Origin of the sequence: Pseudomonas sp. EA_65y_Pfl2_P74 (genome assembly GCF_963970575.1) — a bacterium.
GTDB classification, from domain to species: domain Bacteria; phylum Pseudomonadota; class Gammaproteobacteria; order Pseudomonadales; family Pseudomonadaceae; genus Aquipseudomonas; species Aquipseudomonas baetica_A.
This window is the reverse complement of sequence record NZ_CAXAOQ010000001.1, coordinates 290,818-316,484: the sequence shown is the minus strand read 5'-3', so window position 1 is coordinate 316,484 and position 25,667 is coordinate 290,818. Positions and strand designations below refer to the sequence as shown.

The following is a 25,667-nucleotide window of genomic DNA, read 5'->3' as shown; positions in this document are numbered from 1 at the left end:
AAGTCGGCGTGAGGAGCGAATCCGTTGGAAATAGCCGTAGAGATAGAGTTTTAGCTGATCGGCAGGATCATAAGAGGGGCGCCCGGTGCCTTTGGGCAACGCTTTGTCAAAGCCCAGTTGCACCAGATCCAGCTTGGCGACGTAGAGGTCGATCACACGAACGAGGTGATCCTCGGGGATCAGTTCCTCCAGCGAGGCCGGGAACACGCTGGTCTGGCTGCGGGACTCTCCTTGGATGTAGGCCATAACGAAAAATGCTCCGTATCTTTCGATACGGAGCATTTTCTTTGAGTGCCGCACAGATTGCTAGGTTTTCACACAGTCTGAATTGGCGCCCTTTTGTTTTACCGGGAGCCATTTCACAACCAATTGACGTAGAACAAAAAGCTCTGAACCTAGGACCATCCATTCCAAAACTCTCTATTAACCTGTCACTTATGACAGGTGGCACGAAAAGTAAATCCTTATAAATTGATTAAGCAAAAAAAACCTTCAAAAAGGCGTTTTTTTACTTGTGGCATTTAAAAACCAACAACTATCAAAAGGAAACAAACAATGTCTGACTATCAATGGATAAACTCAAGAGACGAACTTGAAGAAAAACTTTTAGACATGATGTCCGCTGCAACCGAAGATGCTAAAAGCGCTGAAAAAACCTGGACCGAAAAAGTTGAGTACACTGAAGAAGTTAGTGCGTTTCTGACGATAAACGTAATTGCCGAGGGATCATCAACCACAATGTCCCTCAATGATTTCGTTGATAACCTTCACAATGAAATAAATTTCTACGAGGGTGGCAAATACGAAAACAAAGTTAAAGAAACTTTAAAAGGAAAAACAATGTATTGCAAGATAATTATTGAGGCAGCTCATCCTGCCTATAAAGAGCCCGGTTACTGATCTGGCATGCAAAAAGTCACCGGTTTATCTCTGTAATGGAATACCGGTGACTTCAGACGTGAATTCCTCGCAGAAGTTATTATTCAGCCTCAAACTTAACCAAAGTAAAACCCGAGCGAATACCTGACCTGTGACAACATTAACCCCATACTGACAACATATCGCTCTCCTTTATTAGATCGCGACGCTCCCGCTTCCTGCTTCGGCTTTACACCACACTGTTTTAGCTTTTTGGTAGCGCTCACCTGCGCGCCTCCTTTCCATAAGGCTGCTCGTATTTCCTTGAACGCCTAAACAACATTGCCTGCCAGCCAACTACACTTGCTCAAGCAGGTAGCCCCAAACAGCCTGCCGGAATGGCGAGTCCAATTTGTCGAGCACTCGCGGTTCTCTTTCACCGTCAAGGAGATGACCATGCAAGTGAAAGCCCTGATCGCCGCTGCGCTTTTCGCGCTACTGCCCAGCGCCAGCCACGCCACCAATCTGATGTACATGCCCTTCGAAACCGTGCTGTCGGACGCGGTTCGCGCCGGACGGCTGGATGGCAGCGTGAAGTTCTATCTGCTCGGCAATGGGCCGCAGGGGACTCAGCAGTTGTTGCGCAGCGGAGTAGTCAGTGATTTGAAGACCAACGGATTCAACAAGAGTGATCACGATTCCTGCGAGTGGGTGTTGCAGTCGAATCTGATCAAGCTGCAGGCCGATGCCAAACGGGTCGGGGCGAATGCGGTGGTCAATATCGTCAGTTATTACGACCGGCATGTGCGCAAGGATTTGAATACCTACGAGTGCCGGGCGGGGATTTTTGTCACGCGGGTAGCGTTGAAGGGGGATCTGGTGCGGTTGCCATAAAACAGGTGGCGCTGGTGCGTAGGCCTTCGCGAACAAGCCCGCCCCACTCTGGAATGCGGCCCACTGTGGGAGCGGGCTTGCTCGCGAAGAGGCCCGCAACCATCACCCAATTGAAGGCTCGACCTTGCGCGTGAGCAAATCTACGAACGCCTTGGCCATCGGCGATTTCTGATCCTTGCGCTGCACCAGCCACACCGCTGAAACCGCTTCAGGATCCAGCAGCGGCCGGTAGACCACGCCGTCGATGCGCATCCGCTGGTAGGACGCAGGCAATACCGAGACGCCCAACCCCGCCGCGACCAGTCCGATAATGGTCATCGCCTCGCCGGCCTCTTGGGCGAAGTGTGGGCTGAACCCGGCATCGCGGGCCAGGCTGAGCAGTTGTGCGTAGAGACCGCTGCCATAGCTGCGCGGGAAGAACACGAAGGGTTCCAGCGCCAGTGCCGAGAGGAACAGGCCTTCCTCGCTGCCTTGGACCAACGGATGCTTGGCACTGAGCACCGCCACCAGCGGTTCGCGCATCAACTCGACTACGCTCAACGAATCCGGCAACCCCAGCGGGCGCATGATGCCGACCTCGATCGACTCATCGACCAGCGCCTCAGCCACTTGGGTACTGCTCATCTCCCGCAGGTTCAGGTGCACCGCCGGAAAACGCTGGCGAAAGGAAAAGATCGCCTGCGGAATAGTCGAGTTGAACGGCGCCGACGAGGTGAAACCAATCTTCAACTCGCCCAATTCACCGAGTTGCGCACGCCGGGCAACATCCGCCGCTTTATCAACCTGCGCCAGCACCAACCGCGCCTCCTCCAGAAACAACCGCCCGGCCTCACTCAGCTCAACCCGACGATTGGTGCGCTCGAACAGTCGCGCGCCGACCTCTTGCTCCAGCGCCTGAATCTGCTGGCTCAGCGGCGGCTGGGAGATGCCCAACGCCTGTGCGGCACGGCCGAAGTGCAGTTCTTCGGCGACGGCGATGAAGTAGCGCAGATGACGCAATTCCATGGAAACCCCATTAGGTCGTTAAAGCTATCAAACAGGTCGAACAATATATTGGATAGAAACATTAGCCAGCTATATGATTTTTTCATTGCCTGCCTGGCCGTGCCCTTCGAGGTCTGATGTGAAAACCGCCGCTGCCCCTCTTGCCCATGAAGTCCCGCCCACAGCGGCGGACGATGTCGTCGCCGAGCTGCAAGAGATCTACATCGAAAAAGGCACGCAGATGTTCATGCGCACGGTGCTCGCGCTGTTCAGCGGCGGCTTCGCGACCTTCGCCCTGCTGTATTGCGTACAGCCGATGATGCCGCTGCTGTCCCACGAATACGGGATCAACGCGGCGCAGAGCAGCCTGATTCTGTCAGTGTCCACGGGTATGCTCGCCATCGGCCTGCTGATTACCGGGCCGATTTCCGATCGGGTCGGGCGTAAACCGGTGATGGTCACCGCGCTGTTCGCGGCGGCGTTGTGCACCATCGCCAGTTCAATGATGCCGAGCTGGCAGGGGGTGCTGATCATGCGCGCACTGATCGGGTTGTCATTGAGCGGTCTGGCGGCGGTGGCGATGACCTATCTGAGTGAAGAAATTCATCCGCAGCACATCGGCCTTGCCATGGGTTTGTACATCGGCGGCAACGCAATTGGCGGGATGAGCGGACGGTTGATCACCGGGGTGCTGATCGACTTCGTCAGTTGGCACACGGCGATGCTGGTGATTGGCGGCCTGGCGCTGGTCGCGGCAGCGGTGTTCTGGAAAATCCTGCCGGAGTCGCGCAACTTTCGTTCGCGCTCGCTACACCCGCGCAGCCTGCTCGACGGCTTCACCATGCATTTTCGCGACGCCGGTTTGCCGCTGCTGTTCCTTGAAGCCTTTTTGCTGATGGGCGCGTTCGTCACGCTGTTCAACTACATCGGCTATCGCTTGCTGGCTGCGCCGTACAATCTTGATCAGGTGTTTGTCGGCTTGCTGTCGGTGGTGTACCTGTCGGGTATCTACAGCTCGGCGAAGATCGGTTCACTGGCGGACAAACTGGGCCGACGCAAAGTGTTGTGGGCGACGATTGCGCTAATGTTTGCAGGTTTGGCGCTGACGATGTTCCCCCCTGTGCCGCTGATCATCATCGGCATGCTGATCTTCACCTTTGGCTTCTTTGGGGCGCACTCGGTGGCGAGTAGCTGGATCGGGCGGCGGGCGACCAGAGCCAAAGGACAGGCGTCTTCGCTTTACCTGTTTAGCTATTACGCCGGATCAAGCATTGCCGGCACGGCAGGCGGGGTGTTCTGGCACTTGGGCGGGTGGAACGGGATTGGTTTGTTTATCGGCGCGCTGTTGCTGGTGGCGCTGTTGGTGGCGTTGAAGCTGGCGAAGTTGCCGCCGTTGGGCGGCGTCAACGCCTGACAAAAATCCTCTCCCACAGTTGGTCTGTTTTCGGCTCCAGATCGTGGAAACAAAAACGCCCGGCATTTGCCGGGCGTTTTGCTTTGCTGAACTTAGAGCTGGGCGTCGATCACTCGTGATACTGCGCCGACAGCTCATGCACCGCGCGCAGGAACGCGCCCGCGTGCTCCGGATCGACCTCAGGGGTGATGCCGTGGCCGAGGTTGAACACGTGGCCGCTGCCCTTGCCGTAGCTGGCCAGAATGCGCCCGACTTCGGTGCGGATCGCTTGCGGTTTTGCATAAAGCACGGTCGGGTCCATGTTGCCTTGCAGCGCGACTTTGTCGCCGACACGGGCGCGGGCGTTGCCGATGTCGCAGGTCCAGTCCAGACCCAGTGCGTCGGCGCCAGCGTCAGCGATGCTTTCCAGCCACAGGCCGCCGTTTTTGGTGAACAGGATCACCGGCACTTTGCGACCGTCGTGCTCGCGGATCAGGCCGCTGACGATTTTCTTCATGTAGGCCAGCGAGAACTCCTGATACGCCGCCGCCGACAGATTGCCGCCCCAGGTATCGAAGATCTGCACCGCTTGCGCACCGGCCATGATCTGGCCGTTGAGGTAGGAGGTCACCGACTGCGCGAGTTTATCCAGCAGCAGGTGCATGGCTTGCGGATTGTCGTAGAGCATCGCTTTGGTCTTGCGGAAGTCTTTCGACGAGCCGCCTTCGACCATGTATGTGGCCAGCGTCCAAGGGCTGCCGGAGAAGCCGATCAGCGGAACGCGACCGTTGAGCTCGCGACGGATGGTGCTGACCGCATCCATCACGTAACCAAGGTCTTTGTGCGGATCAGGGATCGGCAGGGCTTCGATGTCGGCCAGGGTGCTGACGACTTTCTTGAAGCGCGGGCCTTCACCGGTCTCGAAGTACAGGCCCTGGCCCATGGCATCGGGGATGGTGAGGATGTCGGAAAACAGGATCGCCGCGTCCAGTTGCGGGTAGCGGTCGAGCGGTTGCATCGTGACTTCGCAGGCGAATTCCGGATTCATGCACAGGCTCATGAAGTCACCGGCGTGGGCACGGCTGGCGCGGTATTCCGGCAGGTAGCGACCGGCCTGACGCATCATCCACACCGGGGTGACGTCAACGGGTTGCTTGAGCAGGGCGCGCAGGAAACGGTCGTTCTTCAGGGCAGTCATGTCGGCATCCGGAAAAAAAGTGCGGGCATTTTCTCAGAGCGCGACGCAAAAGGCACGGATGCAGGTCAGCCTTTTGTCTATCGGGTCAATTTGTCGCGGTTGAAACCGGCTTTTTGCAACACCACGAAACAACTGTGGGAGCGGGCTTGCTCGCGAAGAGGCCGGCACACTCAACAGAGATGTTGACTGACAGACCGCTTTCGCGAGCAAGCCCGCTCCCACATTTAATCGCATTTCAAGTCTGGTTAAACACCAAGGTAATCGAGGATACCTTCGGCGGCATTACGGCCTTCGAAGATCGCCGTCACCACCAGATCCGAACCGCGCACCATGTCGCCACCCGCAAAGATCTTCGGGTTGCTGGTCTGGTGCTTGTACTGACCTTGCTCGGGCGCAACTACGCGGCCCTGGCTGTCCGTCTGGATTTCGAACTGTTCGAACCACGGCGCCGGGCTCGGACGGAAACCGAAGGCGATGACCACGGCGTCGGCCGGGATGATCTCTTCGGAGCCCGGGATCGGCTCGGGGCTGCGGCGGCCACGGGCGTCCGGTTCGCCGAGACGGGTCTCGACCACCTTCACGCCTTCGACCTTGTCTTCACCGACGATGGCGATCGGCTGGCGGTTATAGAGGAATTTCACGCCCTCTTCCTTGGCGTTCTTCACCTCTTTGCGCGAGCCGGGCATGTTCGCTTCGTCACGACGATAGGCGCAGGTCACCGACTTGGCGCCCTGACGAATCGACGTGCGGTTGCAGTCCATCGCCGTGTCGCCGCCGCCGAGCACCACAACCTTCTTGCCTTTCATGTCAACGAAATCTTCCGGCGACTTTTCAAAGCCCAGGTTGCGGTTGACGTTGGCGATCAGGAAGTCCAGCGCGTCGTAGACGCCCGGCAGATCCTCACCGGCAAAACCGCCCTTCATGTAGGTGTAGGTGCCCATGCCCATGAACACGGCATCGTATTCGGCGAGCAGTTGTTCCATGGTCACGTCTTTGCCGACCTCGGTGTTGAGGCGGAACTCGATGCCCATGCCGGTGAAGACTTCGCGACGATTGCTCAGCACGGTCTTTTCCAGCTTGAACTCGGGGATACCGAAGGTCAGCAGACCACCGATTTCCGGGTTCTTGTCGAACACCACCGGGGTCACACCGCCACGCACCAGCACGTCGGCACAGCCCAGACCTGCCGGGCCTGCGCCGATGATCGCGACACGCTTGCCGGTCGGTTTGACCTTGGACATGTCCGGGCGCCAGCCCATGGCGAACGCGGTGTCGGTGATGTACTTCTCGACCGAACCGATGGTCACCGCGCCAAAACCGTCGTTGAGGGTGCAGGCACCCTCGCACAGACGATCCTGCGGGCACACCCGGCCGCACACTTCCGGCAGGGTGTTGGTCTGGTGCGACAGCTCGGCGGCCTGAAGGATGTTGCCTTCGGCCACCAATTTGAGCCAGTTGGGAATGAAGTTGTGCACCGGGCACTTCCATTCGCAATACGGGTTGCCGCAACCCAGGCAGCGGTGGGCCTGATCGGCCGACTGCTGGGGTTTGAACGGTTCGTAGATCTCGACGAACTCTTTCTTGCGTTGACGCAACAGTTTCTTCTTCGGATCTTTGCGCCCGACATCGATGAACTGGAAGTCGTTATTCAGACGTTCAGCCATTGTTAAAACCTCATCAAACTCTTCAGGCGCATATCACTGCGGGTTGGCACGAGTGCTGGAAAGCAACGATTTCAGGTTGGCGGCCTTCGGCTTGACCAGCCAGAAACGGCGCAAGTAGTCATCGAGGTTCTCGGCGAGTTCACGCCCCCACTCGCTGTCGGTTTCGGCGACGTACTCGTTCAGCACGTTTTGCAGATGGCTGCGATAGGCCTCCATCGCCTCGCCGCTGATCCGCTGGATTTCCACCAGTTCGTGGTTGACCCGGTCAACGAAAGAGTTGTCCTGATCAAGCACGTAGGCGAAACCACCGGTCATGCCAGAACCGAAGTTGTAACCGGTTTTGCCCAAGACGCAGACGAAACCACCGGTCATGTACTCGCAGCAGTGATCGCCAGTGCCTTCCACAACCGTGTGGGCACCTGAGTTACGCACGGCGAAACGCTCACCTGCGGTGCCAGCGGCGAACAGCTTGCCGCCCGTGGCGCCGTACAGGCAGGTGTTGCCGATGATGGCGCTGTTCTGAGTCTGATAGACGCTGCCCTTCGGCGGCACGATGACCAGTTTGCCGCCGGTCATGCCTTTGCCGACGTAGTCGTTGGCATCGCCTTGCAGGTACATGTTCAGACCGCCGGCGTTCCACACGCCGAAGCTCTGACCCGCCGTCCCTTTGAAACGGAAGGTGATCGGCGCCTTGGCCATGCCCTGGTTGCCGTGCTTGCGCGCGATTTCACCGGAGATCCGCGCGCCGATCGAACGGTCGCAGTTGCAGATGTCCAGGTCGAATTCGGCGCCGCTCATGTCATTGATCGCCGACGACGCCATCTCGACCATTTTTTCGGCCAGCAGGCCTTGGTCGAATGGCGGATTGCGCTCAACGCCGCAGAACTGAGGTTTATCCGCCGGGATGTGATCGCTGCCCAGCAGCGGGGTCAGATCCAGGTGGTGTTGCTTGGCGGTCTGGCCTTCGAGTATTTCCAGCAGATCGGTGCGGCCGATCAGCTCTTCGAGGGAACGCACGCCGAGCTTGGCCAGCCACTCACGGGTTTCTTCGGCGACGTAGGTGAAGAAATTCACCACCATGTCGACGGTGCCGATGTAGTGATCCTTGCGCAGCTTCTCGTTCTGCGTCGCGACGCCGGTGGCGCAGTTGTTCAGGTGGCAGATGCGCAGGTATTTGCAGCCCAGCGCGATCATCGGCGCAGTACCGAAGCCGAAGCTTTCGGCGCCGAGGATGGCAGCCTTGATGACGTCGAGGCCGGTTTTCAGGCCACCGTCGGTCTGCACCCGGACTTTGCCGCGCAGGTCGTTGCCGCGCAGGGTCTGGTGGGTTTCAGCCAGGCCGAGTTCCCACGGTGCGCCAGCGTATTTGATCGAGGTCAGCGGCGAAGCACCGGTGCCACCGTCGTAGCCGGAGATGGTGATCAAGTCCGCATAGGCCTTGGCCACACCGGCAGCGATGGTGCCGACGCCCGCTTCGGCGACGAGTTTCACCGAAACCAGCGCCTTCGGGTTGACCTGCTTGAGGTCAAAAATCAGCTGCGACAAGTCTTCGATCGAATAAATGTCGTGGTGCGGCGGTGGCGAAATCAGCGTTACGCCCGGCACTGCATAGCGCAGCTTGGCGATCAGCCCGTTCACTTTACCGCCCGGCAGTTGCCCGCCCTCGCCCGGCTTGGCGCCTTGGGCGACCTTGATCTGCAGCACTTCGGCGTTGACCAGGTATTCCGGCGTCACGCCGAAACGTCCAGTGGCGACCTGCTTGATTTTCGAACTCTTGATGGTGCCGTAACGCGCCGGGTCTTCGCCGCCTTCGCCGGAGTTGGAACGCGCGCCGAGGCGGTTCATGGCTTCGGCCAGGGCTTCGTGAGCTTCCGGCGACAGGGCGCCCAGCGAGATACCGGCAGAGTCGAAGCGCTTGAGCACCGATTCCAGCGGTTCGATTTCACTGATGTCCAGCGGCGTGTCGAGGGTCTTGACCTTGAACAGGTCGCGAATCATCGACACCGGACGGTTGTCCACCAGCGAGGTGTATTCCTTGAACTTGGCGTAGTCGCCCTGCTGCACGGCGGCTTGCAGGGTGTTGACCACGTCCGGGTTGTAGGCGTGATATTCGCCACCGTGGACGAACTTCAGCAGGCCGCCCTGCTGGATCGGCTTGCGCGGGCTCCAGGCTTCGGTGGCCAGTGCCTTTTGCTCGGCTTCGATGTCGACGAAACGTGCGCCCTTGATGCGGCTCGGCACGCCACGGAAGCTCAGCTCGCACACTTCTTCGGCCAGGCCGATGGCTTCGAACAACTGCGCACCGCGGTACGAAGCGATGGTCGAGATGCCCATCTTCGACAGGATCTTGAGCAGACCTTTGGTGATGCCTTTGCGGTAGTTCTTGAACACCTCGTAGAGGTCGCCCAGTACTTCACCGGTGCGGATCAGGTCGCCCAGCACTTCGTAGGCAAGGAACGGATAGACCGCCGAAGCGCCGAAGCCGATCAGCACGGCGAAGTGATGCGGATCGCGTGCAGTGGCGGTTTCAACCAGGATGTTGGAGTCGCAGCGCAGGCCTTTTTCGGTCAGGCGGTGGTGTACCGCACCGGTGGCCAGCGAGGCGTGAATCGGCAGTTTGCCCGGCGCGATATGGCGGTCGCTCAGGACGATCTGGGTACGACCGGCGCGCGCGGCTTCTTCAGCCTGATCGGCCACATTGCGGATGGCCGCTTCGAGGCCAACGCTTTCGTCGTAGTTGAGGTCGATGATCTGCCGCTCAAAGCCCGGGCGGTCGAGATTCATCAACGAGCGCCACTTGGCCGGGGAAATCACCGGCGAGCTGAGGATCACACGCGAGGCGTGTTCCGGCGACTCCTGGAAGATGTTGCGCTCGGCACCGAGGCAGATTTCCAGCGACATCACGATGGCTTCACGCAGCGGGTCGATCGGCGGGTTGGTGACCTGCGCGAACTGCTGGCGGAAATAGTCGTACGGCGTGCGCACGCGCTGGGACAGCACGGCCATCGGCGTATCGTCGCCCATCGAGCCCACGGCTTCGTAGCCTTGTTCGCCAAGCGGACGCAGGACCTGATCGCGCTCCTCGAACGTGACCTGATACATCTTCATGTATTGCTTGAGCTGATCGACGTCGTAGAAAGCCGAACCGTGATCGTTGTCTTCCATGGTCGCCTGAATGCGCAGGGCATTCTTGCGCAGCCATTGCTTGTACGGATGACGGGATTTCAAGCGGTTGTCGATCGCATCGGTGTCGAGGATCTGCCCGGTTTCAGTGTCCACGGCGAGGATCTGCCCCGGACCGACACGGCCCTTGGCGATCACGTCTTCTGGCTGGTAGTTCCAGACGCCGATTTCCGAAGCAACGGTGATGAAACCGTTGGTGGTGGTGACCCAGCGCGCCGGGCGCAAACCGTTACGGTCAAGCAGGCACACCGCGTAGCGACCATCGGTCATGACCACGCCGGCCGGGCCGTCCCACGGCTCCATGTGCATCGAGTTGTACTCGTAGAACGCACGCAGATCCGGGTCCATGGTTTCAACGTTCTGCCACGCAGGCGGAATGATCATCCGCACGCCACGGAACAGGTCGATGCCGCCGGTGACCATCAGTTCGAGCATGTTGTCCATGCTCGAGGAGTCGGAACCGACACGGTTGACCAGCGGGCCGAGTTCTTCCAGATCCATCAGATCGTTGGTGAACTTGGTCCGACGGGCCTGCGCCCAGTTACGGTTACCGGTGATCGTGTTGATCTCGCCGTTGTGGGCGAGGAAGCGGAATGGCTGAGCCAGCGGCCATTTCGGCAGGGTGTTGGTGGAGAAACGCTGGTGGAACACGCAGATCGCGGTTTGCAGGCGCTCGTCGCTCAGGTCTGGATAGAACGCGGCCAGGTCGGCCGGCATCATCAGGCCTTTATAAATGATGGTCTTGTGCGAAAAGCTGCAGATGTAGTGGTCGGAGTCGACGGCATTGGCCACCGACGAACGACGGCGGGCGCTGAACAACTTGACCGCCATGTCCTGATCGCTCAGGCCTTCGCCGCCGATGTAGACCTGCTCGATCTGCGGCAGGCGCTCAAGGGCCAGGCGACCAAGGACGCTGGTGTCGATTGGCACTTTGCGCCAGCCGATCAGTTGCAGGCCTTCAGCGAGGATCTCGCGGTTCATGTTCTCGCGAGCGGCTTCGGCCTTGGCCGGATCCTGATTGAAGAAGACCATGCCCACGGCATATTGCTTGGGCAGTTCGACGCTGAAGGCTTCCTGGGCAATCGCACGCAGGAACGCATCGGGCTTTTGAATCAGCAGACCGCAACCGTCACCGGTCTTGCCGTCGGCATTAATCCCACCGCGGTGGGTCATGCAGGTCAGGGCCTCAATGGCCGTTTGCAAAAGGGTATGACTGGGCTCGCCCTGCATATGGGCTATCAGGCCGAAACCGCAGTTATCCTTGAATTCATCTGGTTGGTACAGACCTGCTTTCATAGACACTTTCTCACCAGGCTGCCTCTTTTCGAGGCAAATTTCTTTTCAATTCAACCACTTGCGTTCCGCGCCGAACGTACGCCGGCTTAGCGGGGGCAAAAGGGTGGTCATTGTACACAGCGACACAGAGGCTCACAAATTTGACGACGAAATGTCGCAAATTCATGTCGCATTTGTGAAAGGTTTAAAGCGATCTGCTGTGCTAGTCAAAACTTTTTTAATTTTGACCGCAACGACTCAAAGACTACTGTGACGCAGACACCACAAGGCACGCGACCTGGAAGGACGCGCGCACTCGTAGAAATTTTGAGGTGCTTGGAGAGGCGGCCTGGGTAAGGCCGCCGAATCTTCAGCGAGTTGTTGCCAGTTCCTGTTGGACGCTGGCGACAGTGCGAGGCCAAGGTTTACCAGCCTGAACCTTCGCTGGCAAGGCCTTGATGGCAGAAACAGCCGCGTCACGATTGGCGAAGTTGCCGTAGGTGATCACGTAGAGAGGCTTGCCGTTGAGCATTTTCTTGAAATAACGGTACTCGCCGCCCTGCTCTTTGACGAAGTTTTGTGCGCTCGTCTCGGAGCTGGTGCCGAGGATCTGCACCACGTAGTTGCCCGTCGGTTGCCCGGCGTACCAGCTGCCACCGGCGGCTTTGGCGACAGTAACCGGCTTCTCGACCGGTTTAGCGGCTGCCACTGGCTTGGCAGGCGCTGGAGCCGGTTTGGCTGCTGGCGCTGCCGGAGCAGGCTTTGCAGTGGCGATTTGCGTCGGTGCCGGCGTCGGTGCAGGACCGGCCGGAACACCCGCCGGTGGCGCCGAAGTGGTCACGGTTGGCGGCGTATCGCTGGAGCCTTCCAATGGCACGCCGTCGTCGCCTTCAGTGATACCGCCAGCCGCTTCGGCCAATGGGCCGCGCATGACGGGTTGCGAGTTGCCGACCAGCGGCAACGGCATCGGCTGTGTATTACCGGCGAATTCGACCGCTGGAGCACCGCCATTCGCTGCGCCCTGACCCAATGGCAGTTGAGCCTGCTCATTGGCCGGCGCGCCGGTGGTGGGTGCCTTGCTGCGACCCGGCATCAACCAGGCGGCGGCAACCGCGACCACAACGACGGCAGAAATCGCCAATACGTGTTTCTTCGGCATGTTAAACCCCATACTTGGACGCTTGACCGCAGAGCGGCTGGCAATCATGACTTCGATCAGAGCATCGCGAGCGACCTGGTTGATGTTACCCGGCCAACCCTCGGCGCTTTCGTGAATATCAGAGATCTGATCCGCGGTGAAAAGTTCGACACCCCGGCCTGCACCTTCGAGCCGTTGGTCGAGATACTCGCGGGTCTCTTCTTCGGTGTAAGGCTGCAACTCGATGACGTGGAAGCGTTCTTCCTCGAGCTGCAAAGCCTCGAGTTGAGCGATCAGCGACGATTCACCGAACAGGAATACATGCGGGCGACCTTCCGGCGCGCCGGCACCCAGTGCCATCAGCGCATCGAGGGCCGATTCGTCGAGTTGCTCGGCATCGTCCACCAGCAGATAGACTTCCTGGCCGGTCAGCGCCAGTTGCACCACCTGATCCAGAATCGCAGCGACATCGGCCTGAGCGACGTTCAGCGCCTGCGCCACCTGGCGCAGCACGCCAGCCGCATCACCAGCACCGCGGGCGGAAACCACCACGCTCTGCACAGATTGTTTGTTGGTGCTGGCGACCAGCGCCTGACGCAGCAGGGTCTTGCCGCTGCCTTCCGGGCCGGTGACCACCAGCAGCAACTGGCTGTAACGCGCCAGATGATGCAATTGTCCCAGCACCGGTTTGCGCTGGGCCGGAAAGAACTTGAAGCCCGGCACCCGCGGCGCGAAGGGATCGTGACTTAACTGAAAATGGCCGAGGAACGCCTCGTCGGCATGCAAACTAGTCATCGGAATCTTATTAACCTTTAAGCTGTGCCAAGGCGCGGTAATCCGCTCCCAGCGTGGCCTGTAGAACCTCTTTCGGATAATCGTCGGTCACTACCGCTTCGCCCATCCGGCGCAGCAGCACCAGGCGCAGGCGACCGTCGATCACTTTTTTGTCGATTGCCATGTGTTGAAGAAAATCGGCTTCGGTCATTTCGGCAGGCGGGATCACCGGCAGACCTGCACGCTGGAACAGGCGAATACCGCGATCACGCTCCTGCTCGCTGATCCAGCCCAGACGCGCGGACATCTCCAGCGCCATCACGGTGCCAGCCGCCACCGCCTCACCATGCAGCCAGACACCATAGCCCATGTGGGTCTCGATGGCGTGGCCGAAGGTGTGACCGAGGTTGAGCGTGGCGCGTACGCCGGTTTCCTTCTCATCAGCGCCGACCACCGCAGCTTTGGCTGCGCAGGAGCGCTCGATGGCGTACGTCAGGGCCTTTTGATCCAGCGCGCGCAAGGCGTCTACATTGTCTTCGAGCCAGGTCAGGAACGGCTCGTCGCATATCAGGCCGTACTTGATGACTTCCGCCAGCCCCGCCGACAACTCGCGCTCGGGCAGCGTTTTCAGGGAAGCGGTATCGATCAGCACCACGTTCGGCTGATAGAACGCGCCAACCATGTTCTTGCCCAGCGGATGATTGATACCGGTCTTGCCGCCCACCGACGAATCGACCTGGGACAGCAAAGTGGTGGGAATCTGGATGAAATCGACGCCACGCTGGTAACAGGCCGCGGCGAAACCGGCCATATCGCCGATCACACCACCACCCAGGGCAATAACGGTCGTGCGGCGGTCATGACGGGCGGTCAGCAGACCGTCGAAGATCAGTTGCAGGGTTTCCCAGTTCTTGAAGGCTTCGCCGTCGGGCAACACCACGGAAATCACCGAGAACTGCGCCAGGCTGCGGGTCAGACGTTCGAGATAGAGCGGCGCAACGGTCTCATTGGAGATGATAGCCACCTGCCGCCCGTGAATATGCGGTGCCAGCAGTTGCGGCTGATCCAACAAACCTTCGCCAATATGAATCGGGTAGCTGCGCTCGCCTAGATCGACCTTGAGTGTCTGCATGTGTCCCCACAGTGAAGATGGAAGCAGGCGTCCTGCCCTGAATTATTGGTTGTCTGCGGCCTATAGCGGGTATGACGCCGCTCGCACGCTATCCGCCACAACCTCGACGGGCTGTGACAGGACGCCGAGGATAGCGCATTTCGGGCGATGCTTTAACGGGGTGGAAGCTGCGCCAGGCGATCGAGAATGTCGAGCACCACCATGCGTGGCGGCCGTTCGTCGGTTTCCACCACCAGATCGGCGATTTCCCGATAAAGAGGATCACGGATCGCGAGCAGGTCTCGCAGGGTTTTCGCCGGATCAGCGGTGCGCAGCAACGGCCGATTGCGATCGCGGGAGGTGCGGCCAACCTGCTGTTCGACAGAGGCGTGCAAATACACCACACGCCCGCCGTCATGGAGGGCCTTGCGGTTGGCATCGCGCATGACTGCGCCACCGCCGGTCGCCAACACCACGCCATCGAATCCGCACAGTTCGGCGATCATCGCCTGCTCACGGTCGCGAAAGCCCGGCTCGCCTTCCTTGTCGAAGATCCACGGGATATTGGCGCCCGTGCGCAGTTCAATTTCCTTGTCGGAATCTTTGAACGGCAGGCGCAGCTCTTTGGCCAGCAACCGGCCGATGGTGCTTTTTCCAGCGCCCATCGGTCCTACAAGAATCAAATTTCGCACAGAATCAACGACTCACAGCAATCGCCTGGTTATTCATGATACGCGGAGTGAGAAATACCAGCAGCTCGGATTTTTTCTCCGAAACCACATCACGCCGGAAAAGGCGGCCAAGATACGGCACATCGCCAAGAAATGGCACCTTATCTACGACCTTGCTTTGAGTATTTGAGAAAACGCCCCCAATCACGATGGTTTCGCCGTCATTGACCAGCACCTTGGCGTTGACCTCGTTCTTTTTGATCGGCGGGACATCCTGCACTTTGTTCAGGTAGTCCGGTTCGTCCTTGGTGACCTTGACCTCCATGATGATGCGGTTGTCTGGCGTGATCTGTGGCGTCACCTCCAGCGACAGCGAAGCCTCCTTGAACGACACCGAGGTGGCGCCGCTGGAGCTGGCTTCCTGGTAGGGAATCTCGGTGCCTTTGAGGATCTTGGCGGTTTCCTTGTCGGAGGTAACGACTTTCGGTTGCGAGACGATTTCGCCGTTGCCGGTTTTTTCCATGGCCGTCAGCTCGAGATCGAGCAACACGTTGTCAGTGATAAAAGCGATACCAATCCCGGACGTGTTGTTGACGGTGCCCATGTCGACGAACGGCGAGTTGGTGCTGGTGCTGCCCGGCGTTCCGATGGTGGTGGAAGAACCGTTGCTCACACCAGACGTGTTCCAGTTGCCCTTGTTCTGGATGGAGCCGCCCCAGCGCACGCCCAGGCTTTTGTCGTAATCGACGTTGGCCTCAACGATTCGCGCCTCGATCATCACTTGGCGCACCGGAATATCCAATTGCGCCACGATCCGCCGCAGCTCATCAAGACGATCCTGAGTCTGGTAGGCAATGATGTTATTGGTGCGTTCATCGACGGTGATCGAACCGCGCTCGTCGATTTTCGCCTCGGCGCTGGTCACCGACTGGAACAGCTTGGCGATGTCCGCGGCCTTGGCGTAATTCACCTGCAGCAGTTCACGGCGCAACGGTGCCAATTCAGCGATCTGCCTCTGCGATTCCAGCTCCTGGCGCTCACGGGCGGCGATCTCATCGGCCGGCGCCACCAGCAGCACATTGCCGATCTTGCGTTTATCCAGCCCTTTGGTTTTCAACACCAGATCCAGTGCCTGGTCCCACGGCACATTTTGCAGGCGCAAGGTGATGCCGCCCTGCACCGTATCGCTGGCCACGAGGTTGAGGTTGGTGAAATCAGCGATCAGTTGCAGCACCGAACGTACATCGATGTCCTGAAAATTCAGCGAGAGTTTTTCGCCGGTGTAGGCCTGACGGTCAGCGTTGCGTTTTTGCAGGTCGTCCATCGTCATCGGACGAATGCTGACGGTCAGCTTGTTGTCGGTCTGGAATGTGGAGTAATCGAAAGTGCCGCTGGGCTCGATGGTGATGATTGCACGATTGCCGGTCGCGGCAGCATTGACGAACTGCACAGGCGTGGCGAAATCCTTGACGTCGAGGCGCACCCGCAACTTGTCGGGCAACTGGGTGCGCGCGAAGCTGAGGATGACTTTGCCATCATGTTCCTGGATATCCGGGGCGATGGTCGGGTCAGACAGGTCGATGACCACGTTGCCCTCGCCTGCGGTACCGCGCTGAAAATCAACGCCGCGAATGGCTCGGGCCTTGGCGACGAACGCCGTGGCGGGAGGCGCCGCCGTGGTCACGCGCGGCGCTGCAACAGCGGCGGAACGCGGCGTGGCCGCTGGAGCCCCCTGACCTACCACCACGAACAGATTCTTACCCTCGACCCGCGTGCTGTAAGGCGCAAGCTGCGTCAGGCTGACGATCAGGCGGGTGCGATCCTTGGCTTCAACCACCGTGGCCGTGCGCGCATTGCCGCGGCCCAGATCGAGATTCTTTTTGGCCAAATGACTGGCTACACCGGGCAAATCCAGGGCAATCCGCGCCGGGGATTCGGTGGTGTAGCCCTTGGGTTGCGGTGGAGGGCCGTCGAACGACAGCTTCAGTTCGACGCGATCACCCGGCAATGCCGCCACGTCCAGCGTCTTCAGATTGGCCGCGATTACCATCGGCGACATCAGCGCTATCCATAGCGAAAAACCGAGGGTGGAGAAAATCCTGTTCATTATTCGACTTCCACTAAGAGTGCTCTTTCAAAGGAATGGTGCGTGGACGCTCCAGCCAGGCGCCTTCGCCGTCGGGCACGATTTCAATGACATCGACCTGAGTGGCGCTGATGGCAACGATGCGCCCGTCGTTGCGCCCCAGGTAGTCGCCGACCTTCAACCGATGCACCCCGCCCGCCCCGCGCAATAGCGCAAAGGAGCGGTTGGCATTGGAAATCGTGCCGACCATTTCAAACTGCTCGATGTTGAAGCCTTCGAGGTATTGCCTGACCCGGTTCGGGTCAGGTTTGACGTTGCGCGAACCGTGCTTCTGCCCGGCCAGATCGACACGCACCTGACGTGAGAACGGACTGCGCAGATTGGCGGCGCTATACGTGAATTTCGGGTAAGTGTGGAATGTCGGCGTGGGTTCAATCTTGCCCGCCGGGCGCAGACGCACTTCATTCATATAGGCGTCGAGGTCACTGAAACCTTCGCTGCCGCCACACCCGCTCAATGCCAGCAGCGCCGCCGACAGCGCGAGATAACGAGTCAGGGTCATTTCTGCAGCCCCTTGTCGTTATAGCGGTAAGTCTTGGCGAGAATGCTCATGCGCAGCTTCGGCCCGCCTTCCTTATTGGCCGGAGCCAGTTCGAAATCATGCAGCGTGACAATACGCGGCAACCCGGCCACTCCGCTGACGAAAGTGGCAAGATCGTGATAGGAGCCGGTGACGGTAATCTGGATCGGCAGTTCGATGTAGAACGGCTGAGTCACTTCCGGCAGCAGTTTGATCTCCTCGAACTCCAGGCCGCTACCCAATCCCGTGCGGGTGATGTCTTCCAGTAAACCCGGCACCTCAGTGTCGCTCGGCAATTGCCGCAACAACACGCCGAAGGAGTTTTCCATTTCCTTCATCTGCTGGGTGTACAACTCGAGATTGGCCGACAGGTGCGCCTTGCTGGCGAACTGCTCCTTGAGCGCGGCCTCCTCCAGGCGCCTGGCCTCAAGTTGGTTTTCCATGTCGCTGATGAAAAAGTTATAGCCAAACGCCAATACCAGAACCATCACCAGCGCGCCGGCGATGGCCTTCACCGCGGCCGGCCAGGAACCGATGTTGCTGGTGTCCAGATCGTTGAAATCGACGTTGCGCAGACTCTCCAGCCATTCGGACGGCTTCATTGCTCGCCCTCCAGCGTCATGGGCTGGGTCTGACGAACAGTCAATTGAAAGACGTTGGCCTGCTCCACCTGGTCGGCTGAAGCGGCCTTCACTTCGTTCAGACTCGGCGCTTCGAACCAGTCGGACGCCTCCAGATTGCGCATCAACTCGGAAACACGATTGTTCGACTCCGCTGCCCCACTGATCGACAGGGTTTTACCAGCCATTTTCACGTCAGTGAAATACACGCCATCGGGCAAAGTGCGCGCCAGTTGATCGAAAATCCGCCCGATGACCTGCCGGTTGCCCTGCAGGTCCTGGATGATGTTCATGCGCTCGAGCAATTGTTGGCGATGAGCCTTAAGCTCGCTGATTTGTTTGATCCGCTCGTCGACTACAGCAATCTGTTTGCCAATGTAGTCGTTACGGGCCGCTTGCCGGGCGATGGCCGTATTGATGATCTGATCGGCGATAAACACTGCGCCCACAGAGCCGACCAACACGCCCGTCAGCACCAGCAGGAAGCGTTTGCGCTGTGCTTCGCGGCGCTCCTCACGCCAGGGTAAAAGGTTGATCCGCGCCATCAGTCGAAACTCCTGAGCGCGAGCCCGCAGGCAATCATCAGGGCCGGCGCGTCACTGGCCAGGGCCCCGGCGTTGACCTTGCTGCTCAAGGCCATGTCGGAAAAAGGATTGGCCACCTGAGTCGGCGTATCGAGGCGCTGCTCGATCAATCTATCCAGACCCGACACCGATGCGGTGCCGCCGGCCAGCAGAATGTGATCGACCGCGTTGTACTGCCCTGAGGCGAAGAAGAACTGCAACGAACGCGAAACCTGCTGCACCAGCGCTTCACGAAATGGCTGCAACACCTCGCTGACATAGTCGTCGGGAAGGCCACCCTGTTTCTTCGCCAGCCCCGCCTGCTCGACGGTCAGGCCATAGCGACGCTGGATTTCTTCGGTCAGTTGACGACCGCCGAACAGTTGCTCTCGGGTGTAGATGATCTTGCCGTTGTACAGAACGCTGAGGGTGGTCATGGTTGCGCCGATGTCGACCACCGCCACGGTCAGGCGCTCCTGGGAGGCCGCCAGTTGCGTCGCGAGCAGGCCGAACGAGCGTTCCAGCGCATACGCCTCGACGTCCACCACGCGAGCCGTCAGCCCGGCGAGCGCGAGGGCTGCTTCACGGACTTCGACGTTCTCCTTTCGGCAGGCAGCGAGCAACACGTTGACTCGCTCGGGGTTGCGCGGCGACACGCCCTGGACTTCAAAGTCGATAGCAACCTCGTCCAGCGGATAGGGAATGTATTGGTCAGCTTCGATCTTGAGCTGGTTTTCCAGCTCGTCGTCTGACAGTCCGGCGTCCATTTCGATGATTTTGGTGATGACCGCGGAACCGGCCACCGCCACCGCCACGCTCCTGTTGCTGGTGCGCGCCTTGACCAGCACCCGGCTCAGCGCCTGGCCGACACCTTCGAGCTCGGCGATGTTTTTCTCGACCACAGCGTTAGCTGGCAACGGCTCCACCGCGTATGCCTCGACCCGGTAGCGGTCACCCTGACGGCTCAATTCCAGCAGCTTCACCGACGTGGAACTGATGTCGATCCCCAGTAACGTATTGGCCTTTTTATTGAAGAGTCCCAGCACTACCAATTCCCTATGACTTTCCGTGAGTTACGGACTCTGTAATACGCATTGCGTTCCTTCACCCTGTCTTGACAGAAGCGTCAATGACGCCTCCGGCAGAAAAGTGCTTATAATGCCCAGCGATTTTTTCCGCTTTTTACTGCCAGCGCGGGCCGTTCTGTGTTTAGCCGGGACCCCGTCGCCAAATTCATTCTTTGCCCTGGATGTCCAAAAGCCTTGATTCGTCTGCTGAAATTTTTCGGTTGGTCCATCGTCGCCGTTTTCTGCGGACTGCTATTAGGTCTCAGCGGCGCGTATCTTTACCTTAGTCCGGGTTTGCCATCTGTGGAGGCGCTGAGAAGCATTCAGTTGCAGATTCCACTGCGGGTCTACAGCAGCGACAACAAGTTGATCGCAGAGTTTGGCGAAATGCGCCGGACTCCGATCCGTTTCGCCGACATTCCCCCCAATTTCATTAATGCGTTACTAAGTGCTGAAGACGACAATTTCGCCAATCACTACGGTGTCGATCCGAGCAGCCTGATGCGCGCCGCGACGCAATTGGTCAAAAGCGGCCACATTCAGTCCGGCGGCAGCACCATCACCATGCAGGTGGCGAAGAACTTCTTCCTGAGCAGCGAACGCAGCTTCTCGCGCAAAACCACCGAGATCTTGCTGGCCCTGCAAATCGAACGACAGCTGACCAAGGACGAGATTCTTGAGCTGTATGTGAACAAGATCTATCTGGGCAACCGCGCCTACGGCATCGAGGCGGCGGCGCAGGTGTATTACGGCAAGTCGATCCGCGACATCAGCCTGGCGCAAATGGCAATGATCGCCGGCCTGCCAAAAGCCCCGTCGCGCTTCAACCCGCTGGCGAACCCGGTGCGCAGCAAAGAACGCCGCGACTGGATCCTGGGGCGTATGTACAAACTCGGCAAGATCAGCGAGGCGGACTACACCGCCGCGGTCAACGAACCGCTGAACGCCAGCTATCACGTACCGACGCCAGAAGTGAACGCGCCGTACATCGCCGAAATGGCCCGCGCCGAAATGGTCGGCCGCTATGGGAGCGACGCCTACACCGAAGGCTTCCGCGTCACCACCACGGTGCCAAGCAACCTGCAGGAAATGGCCAACACTGCGCTGCACGAAGGTTTGATGACCTACGACCAGCGTCACGGCTATCGCGGCCCTGAATCGCGCTTGCCGGGCAAAACCCGCGAAGCCTGGGCCAACGAACTGACCAAACAGCGCACCATCAGCAGCCTGGAACCGGCGATCGTCACCCAGGTCGACAAGAACGGCCTGCAAGTGCTGACCCGTACCGGTGAAGAACATGTCGCCTGGGACACCATGAAATGGGCGCGGCCGTTCCTCAACACCAACAGCATGGGCGCCACCCCGCGTCAGCCGTCGGATGTCGCGCAGGTCGGCGACCTGGTGCGAGTACAGCGCCAGAAGGACAATTCGCTGAAATTCAGCCAGATTCCGCAAGCGCAAGGTGCGCTGGTGTCGCTGGATCCTCAGAACGGTGCGATTCGCTCCCTGGTCGGCGGTTTTGCCTTTGAGCAGAGCAACTACAACCGCGCCATGCAGGCCAAGCGTCAGCCGGGGTCGAGCTTCAAGCCGTTCGTCTACAGTGCTGCGCTGGATAACGGCTACACCGCCGCCAGCCTGGTGAACGACGCACCGATCGTTTTCGTCGACGAATACATGGACAAGGTCTGGCGACCAAAGAACGACAACAACACGTTCCTGGGTCCGATCCGTCTGCGCGAGGGGCTGTACAAGTCACGCAACCTCGTGTCGATCCGTTTGCTGCAGGCGATGGGCGTCGGCAAGACCATCGACTACATCACCCGCTTCGGCTTCAACAAGCAGGATCTGCCGCCCAACCTGTCTCTGGCGCTGGGCACCGCGACCCTGACGCCAATGGAGATCGCTACCGGTTGGAGCACGTTCGCCAACGGCGGCTACAAGATCACTCCGTATCTCATCGACAAGATTGAAAGCCGCAATGGCGACACGCTGTTCGTCGCCAACCCGCCAACCGTGCCGCAGGGCGGCTCGGCCACGGACGGCATCGCGGCGCCAGCCACTCAACCGCTCACCGTCGACACGGCGCCGGTTCCGGGCGAATCCGCAGACAACACAGCAGCACCACAAGTGCCGGCAGTGGCCGAGCGGATCGTCGATGGTCGCACTACTTACATCCTCAACAGCATGTTGCAGGACGTGATCAAGCTCGGCACCGGCCGTCGCGCACTGGCCATGGGTCGCAGCGACATCGCCGGTAAAACCGGTACGACCAACGAATCGAAAGATGCCTGGTTCTCTGGCTACAACGCCGATTACGTGACCACGGTCTGGACAGGCTTCGATCAGCCGGAAAGCCTAGGCCGCCGTGAATTCGGCGGCACGGTGGCGCTACCGATCTGGATGAACTACATGTCGGCTGCGCTGAAGGACAAGCCGCCACACGTGCAGCCTGAGCCGGAAGGCATCCTAAGCCTGCGGGTTGATCCGGTCAGCGGCCGTGCGGCAACACCGAGCACGCCGGGCGCCTACTTCGAGCTGTTCAAGGCCGAAGACACGCCGCCATCGGTGAATGAACTGGGTAACGGCACCGCACCGGGCAGTCCGTTGCCAGCGGATGAACAGGCGCCAATCGATTTGTTCTGATCCTGAACCGCCGACAAGCCCCGCCTTCGAGAGAAGTGCGGGGCTTTTTTGTGCCTTCAGGATTTGCAGTGGATGAACCGCCTTCTTCACAGGTAAAACCGCTCGCGCACCCACTATGCGAGCCCCCCCTGCGGCAGCGGGCTTGCGCGCGAGGAGACATCAGAAACAAAAAAGCCCCGACTCTTGCGAGTCGGGGCTTTCGCTTGAAGCGCTACAACGACTTAGCCGTTGAACACATCATCGACGCTTTTCAGCGGGTAGTTCTTCGGATACGGCAGGGTTGCCACACCGGTCTCGATGGCGGCTTTGGCCACGGCATCGGAGATCAGGGTGATCAGGCGCTGGTCCATTGGCTTCGGAATGATGTACTCACGACCGAATTCCAGCGGGGCGCCACCGTAGGCATCGCACACGTCCTGAGGGACTGGCAGTTTGGCCAGTTCACGCAGGGCGTTGGCAGCAGCCACTTTCATTTCTTCGTTGATGCGCTTGGCGCGAACGTCCAGGGCACCACGGAAGATGAACGGGAAACCCAGTACGTTGTTGACCTGGTTCGGGTAGTCCGAACGGCCGGTGGCCATGATCACGTCGTTACGGGTGGCGTGCGCCAGTTCCGGGGAGATTTCCGGATCCGGGTTCGAGCACGCGAACACGATCGGGTTGGCCGCCATCGACAGCAGGCCTTCCGCGCTCAGCAGGTTCGGGCCGGACAGACCAACGAACACATCAGCGCCTTTCAGAGCGTCAGCCAGGGTGCGCTTCTCGGTGGCGTGGGCGAACACGGCTTTGTACTGGTTCAGGTCGTCACGGCCGGAGTGAATCACGCCAGTACGGTCAACCATGAAGATGTTTTCGATGCTTGCGCCCATGCTCACCAGCAACTTCATGCAGGAGATGGCAGCAGCACCAGCGCCCAGGCAGACGATCTTGGCGTCAGCCAGGGTTTTGCCAGCGATTTCCAGGGCGTTGATCATGCCTGCAGCGGTCACGATTGCAGTGCCGTGCTGGTCATCGTGGAACACTGGAATGTCGCACTGCTCGATCAGAGCGCGTTCGATCTCAAAGCACTCGGGTGCCTTGATGTCTTCCAGGTTGATGCCACCGAAGGTGATGGAAATGCGCTTGACGGTGTCGATGAAGGCTTGCGGGCTTTCGGAGTCGACTTCGATGTCGAAAACGTCGATGCCAGCGAAGCGCTTGAACAGTACGCCTTTACCTTCCATTACAGGCTTGGAAGCCAATGGGCCGAGGTTGCCCAGGCCGAGAATCGCGGTGCCATCGGAAATGACTGCAACCAGGTTGCCCTTGCCGGTGTACTTGTAGGCCAGTTCAGGATCGCGAGCGATCTCACGCACTGGTTCAGCTACGCCGGGGCTGTAGGCCAGCGACAGGTCGCGGGCGGTAGCAGTGGCCTTGGTGAGCTCGACACTCAGCTTCCCCGGACGAGGATTGGCATGATATTCGAGAGCGGCAGTTTTCAGATCAGACATTTTGGCATTCCGCTTTTTTACTGTTGGACAGACTGGTCAGCGAGGATACGCGCCTCGCAAAGTCCCCACAAGACTGAGCAGTCACCCCTGTCAAGCACCCAGCCCTACGACTTTGGGCCAAGAGCCACGGCGGGCAAGGGCTTGACTGTTCACAATCAACAGGAAAAATGTCTACAAGTTTACTCAGCGAGCGCGTTGAAACATCGACGGATCGGTCAGTGGCAGTAGCCAACGCGGCTGACCCGGTTGCAACCCACCGCGACGCGAACGATCAACCACCCAGCCACGAGCCTCGATTTGCTTGCCCTTCAGCGCTTGCAGGCGAGCGTTGTCAAATTGTCCGACCAGATTGGGTGCAACGCGCAATACAAGTGCGCCCTGCAACTCGATCCAGATTCCACCTCGATTGCGTTGCACCTTGCTCACACGACCACTGACCACCGCGAAACCCGAGCGCTGGATCTGCTCCGCTTTCAGTACAGGTGATTGCCGCCAGAGACCTCGCCCAGCCTGTCGCGCGCTGCGCTCGGCGGCTTGCTGACAGGCCACCAAATCGACATTCGGTGCTACGGCGACCTGAAAACCGAGGCCGTCGGCGAGCATTTGCGCTTCAAGATTGGCGCCGCTGACGCTATAGAGGTGGGCGAGCGTACGACCGTAATGGTCTTTCGCTTGCTTACCGGGGAGCAAACCGACACGTCCGCCACTGGCAGCCACCAACGCTTCGAGGCGTTTGCGTGCCGCCACGGCTAACGGTTCGTCGCTGCGACCCTGCCTGCCCAGTTCAGGCGTGTTGAGACCAATCATGCGTACGCTGCGCCCGTCGCTCAGGCGCAAGGTGTCGCCATCGACCACGCGCTGCACTGCCACGGTAGTCAGCCCCGAGGGCACAGGACAGAAGGCTTGCGCTGCGGACAGCCAAATCGCGGACACAAAAAAGGCGCCCGCGAGGGACGCCTTTTTCAGCAGTGAGGAACAGCCCACCGGGCTCTTCAACCTTACTCTGCAGCAGCAGGTTTCTTGCCGAAAGCACCGAAACGGTCGGCGAAGCGCTGAACGCGGCCGCCAGTGTCCAGAGTCTTTTGCTTACCGGTGTAGAACGGGTGGCATTCGTTGCAAACGTCGATCGCCAAGGCTTTGCCGAAGGTCGAACGAGTTTCGAATTTGTTGCCGCAGCTGCAGGTAACAGCGATTTCTGGGTAGTTCGGGTGGATATCAGCTTTCATGGTGTCTTCCTCAGCTAGCGTGCCGCCATCCAACACTATTGTTGAATACCGCACGTAATTAGGCCGCGGATTCTACCAGACAATGTCAATCGTGCAAGCTGTCCCTTAGACCGACCGTCTGCTAGGCTCCCGGCCTCGAACACATTCTCCTGTGGGAGCGGGCTTGCTCGCGAATGCGGCGTCTCACCCAACATTACGGTGCCTGACACACCGCATTCGCGAGCACGCCCGCTGCCACAATTGATCTGC

Annotated in this window: 20 protein-coding genes; 4 read left to right on the top strand and 16 right to left on the bottom strand. The window is 59.4% G+C overall.

The window, feature by feature from the left end:
* Nucleotides 1–246: transposase (locus tag AACY18_RS01395; protein ID WP_339464020.1), on the bottom strand; the 246-nt coding region annotated here is incomplete at its 3' end.
* Nucleotides 247–555: 309 nt separating this feature from the next.
* Here AACY18_RS01395 and AACY18_RS01390 point away from each other — a divergent pair.
* Both AACY18_RS01390 and AACY18_RS01385 read left to right on the top strand, forming a co-directional pair.
* Nucleotides 556–900 (top strand): hypothetical protein, encoded by a 345-nt coding sequence (locus AACY18_RS01390; RefSeq protein WP_339432940.1) that lies wholly within the window; start codon nucleotides 556–558, stop codon nucleotides 898–900.
* A gap of 414 nt (nucleotides 901–1,314) precedes the next feature.
* Nucleotides 1,315–1,752, top strand: coding sequence for an excinuclease (locus AACY18_RS01385; RefSeq protein WP_339432941.1), 438 nt, complete (start codon nucleotides 1,315–1,317; stop codon nucleotides 1,750–1,752).
* 102 nt (nucleotides 1,753–1,854) lie between these two features.
* Here AACY18_RS01385 and AACY18_RS01380 read toward each other — a convergent pair whose 3' ends face one another.
* Nucleotides 1,855–2,757: a LysR family transcriptional regulator gene (locus AACY18_RS01380; RefSeq protein WP_339464018.1), complete on the bottom strand. Its 903-nt coding sequence runs from the start codon at nucleotides 2,755–2,757 to the stop codon at nucleotides 1,855–1,857.
* A gap of 118 nt (nucleotides 2,758–2,875) precedes the next feature.
* On the opposite strand from AACY18_RS01380, the gene AACY18_RS01375 reads away from it, so the two are divergent.
* Nucleotides 2,876–4,150: an MFS transporter gene (locus AACY18_RS01375; RefSeq protein ID WP_339432943.1), complete on the top strand. Its 1,275-nt coding sequence runs from the start codon at nucleotides 2,876–2,878 to the stop codon at nucleotides 4,148–4,150.
* Between the two features lie 109 nt (nucleotides 4,151–4,259).
* Here AACY18_RS01375 and hemE read toward each other — a convergent pair whose 3' ends face one another.
* From hemE to AACY18_RS01320, 11 genes are all read right to left on the bottom strand, one after another.
* Nucleotides 4,260–5,327, bottom strand: a complete 1,068-nt coding sequence (hemE, locus tag AACY18_RS01370) for a uroporphyrinogen decarboxylase (protein WP_339432944.1) — start codon at nucleotides 5,325–5,327, stop codon at nucleotides 4,260–4,262.
* 245 nt (nucleotides 5,328–5,572) lie between these two features.
* The gene (locus AACY18_RS01365; RefSeq protein WP_007909438.1) at nucleotides 5,573–6,991 is read right to left on the bottom strand and encodes an FAD-dependent oxidoreductase; all 1,419 of its coding nucleotides are present in this window, start codon (nucleotides 6,989–6,991) and stop codon (nucleotides 5,573–5,575) included.
* Between the two features lie 33 nt (nucleotides 6,992–7,024).
* Nucleotides 7,025–11,470 (bottom strand): glutamate synthase large subunit, encoded by a 4,446-nt coding sequence (gene gltB, locus AACY18_RS01360; protein ID WP_339464017.1) that lies wholly within the window; start codon nucleotides 11,468–11,470, stop codon nucleotides 7,025–7,027.
* Between the two features lie 349 nt (nucleotides 11,471–11,819).
* A complete protein-coding gene (locus AACY18_RS01355; protein WP_339432947.1) occupies nucleotides 11,820–13,382 on the bottom strand; it encodes an AAA family ATPase in 1,563 nt (520 codons plus the stop codon).
* Nucleotides 13,383–13,392: 10 nt separating this feature from the next.
* Nucleotides 13,393–14,493 carry a 3-dehydroquinate synthase gene (gene aroB / locus AACY18_RS01350; RefSeq protein WP_339432948.1) on the bottom strand — a complete coding sequence of 367 codons (1,101 nt, stop codon included), beginning with the start codon at nucleotides 14,491–14,493 and terminating at the stop codon, nucleotides 13,393–13,395.
* A 152-nt stretch (nucleotides 14,494–14,645) separates the two neighbouring features.
* Nucleotides 14,646–15,164 (bottom strand): shikimate kinase AroK, encoded by a 519-nt coding sequence (aroK, locus tag AACY18_RS01345; RefSeq protein WP_221731302.1) that lies wholly within the window; start codon nucleotides 15,162–15,164, stop codon nucleotides 14,646–14,648.
* A gap of 4 nt (nucleotides 15,165–15,168) precedes the next feature.
* Nucleotides 15,169–17,250, bottom strand: a complete 2,082-nt coding sequence (gene pilQ / locus AACY18_RS01340; RefSeq protein WP_339432949.1) for a type IV pilus secretin PilQ — start codon at nucleotides 17,248–17,250, stop codon at nucleotides 15,169–15,171.
* Nucleotides 17,251–17,263: 13 nt separating this feature from the next.
* The gene (locus tag AACY18_RS01335; RefSeq protein WP_339432950.1) at nucleotides 17,264–17,791 is read right to left on the bottom strand and encodes a pilus assembly protein PilP; all 528 of its coding nucleotides are present in this window, start codon (nucleotides 17,789–17,791) and stop codon (nucleotides 17,264–17,266) included.
* A complete protein-coding gene (gene pilO / locus AACY18_RS01330) occupies nucleotides 17,788–18,411 on the bottom strand; it encodes a type 4a pilus biogenesis protein PilO (RefSeq protein WP_339432951.1) in 624 nt (207 codons plus the stop codon). The genes AACY18_RS01335 and pilO overlap by 4 nt, the downstream gene beginning before the upstream one ends.
* Nucleotides 18,408–18,974, bottom strand: coding sequence for a PilN domain-containing protein (locus tag AACY18_RS01325; protein WP_339464015.1), 567 nt, complete (start codon nucleotides 18,972–18,974; stop codon nucleotides 18,408–18,410). The genes pilO and AACY18_RS01325 overlap by 4 nt, the downstream gene beginning before the upstream one ends.
* On the bottom strand, nucleotides 18,974–20,038 hold the full coding sequence (locus AACY18_RS01320) for a pilus assembly protein PilM (protein WP_339464012.1): 1,065 nt from the start codon (nucleotides 20,036–20,038) through the stop codon (nucleotides 18,974–18,976). Before AACY18_RS01320 ends, AACY18_RS01325 begins: the two co-directional genes overlap by 1 nt.
* A gap of 219 nt (nucleotides 20,039–20,257) precedes the next feature.
* Between AACY18_RS01320 and AACY18_RS01315 the strand changes: the two genes are divergently transcribed.
* Nucleotides 20,258–22,702: a penicillin-binding protein 1A gene (locus AACY18_RS01315; RefSeq protein ID WP_401159729.1), complete on the top strand. Its 2,445-nt coding sequence runs from the start codon at nucleotides 20,258–20,260 to the stop codon at nucleotides 22,700–22,702.
* A gap of 221 nt (nucleotides 22,703–22,923) precedes the next feature.
* On the opposite strand, the gene AACY18_RS01310 is transcribed toward AACY18_RS01315, so the two are convergent.
* The 3 genes from AACY18_RS01310 to rpmE all read right to left on the bottom strand — a co-directional run bounded on the left by AACY18_RS01310 (nucleotide 22,924) and on the right by rpmE (nucleotide 25,418).
* Complete coding sequence (locus AACY18_RS01310) at nucleotides 22,924–24,192, bottom strand: malic enzyme-like NAD(P)-binding protein (protein WP_339432955.1); 1,269 nt, start codon at nucleotides 24,190–24,192, stop codon at nucleotides 22,924–22,926.
* A 183-nt stretch (nucleotides 24,193–24,375) separates the two neighbouring features.
* A complete protein-coding gene (locus tag AACY18_RS01305; protein ID WP_339432956.1) occupies nucleotides 24,376–25,176 on the bottom strand; it encodes a thermonuclease family protein in 801 nt (266 codons plus the stop codon).
* A 14-nt stretch (nucleotides 25,177–25,190) separates the two neighbouring features.
* Nucleotides 25,191–25,418, bottom strand: coding sequence for a 50S ribosomal protein L31 (rpmE, locus tag AACY18_RS01300; RefSeq protein ID WP_339432957.1), 228 nt, complete (start codon nucleotides 25,416–25,418; stop codon nucleotides 25,191–25,193).
* Nucleotides 25,419–25,667: the final 249 nt, after the last annotated feature.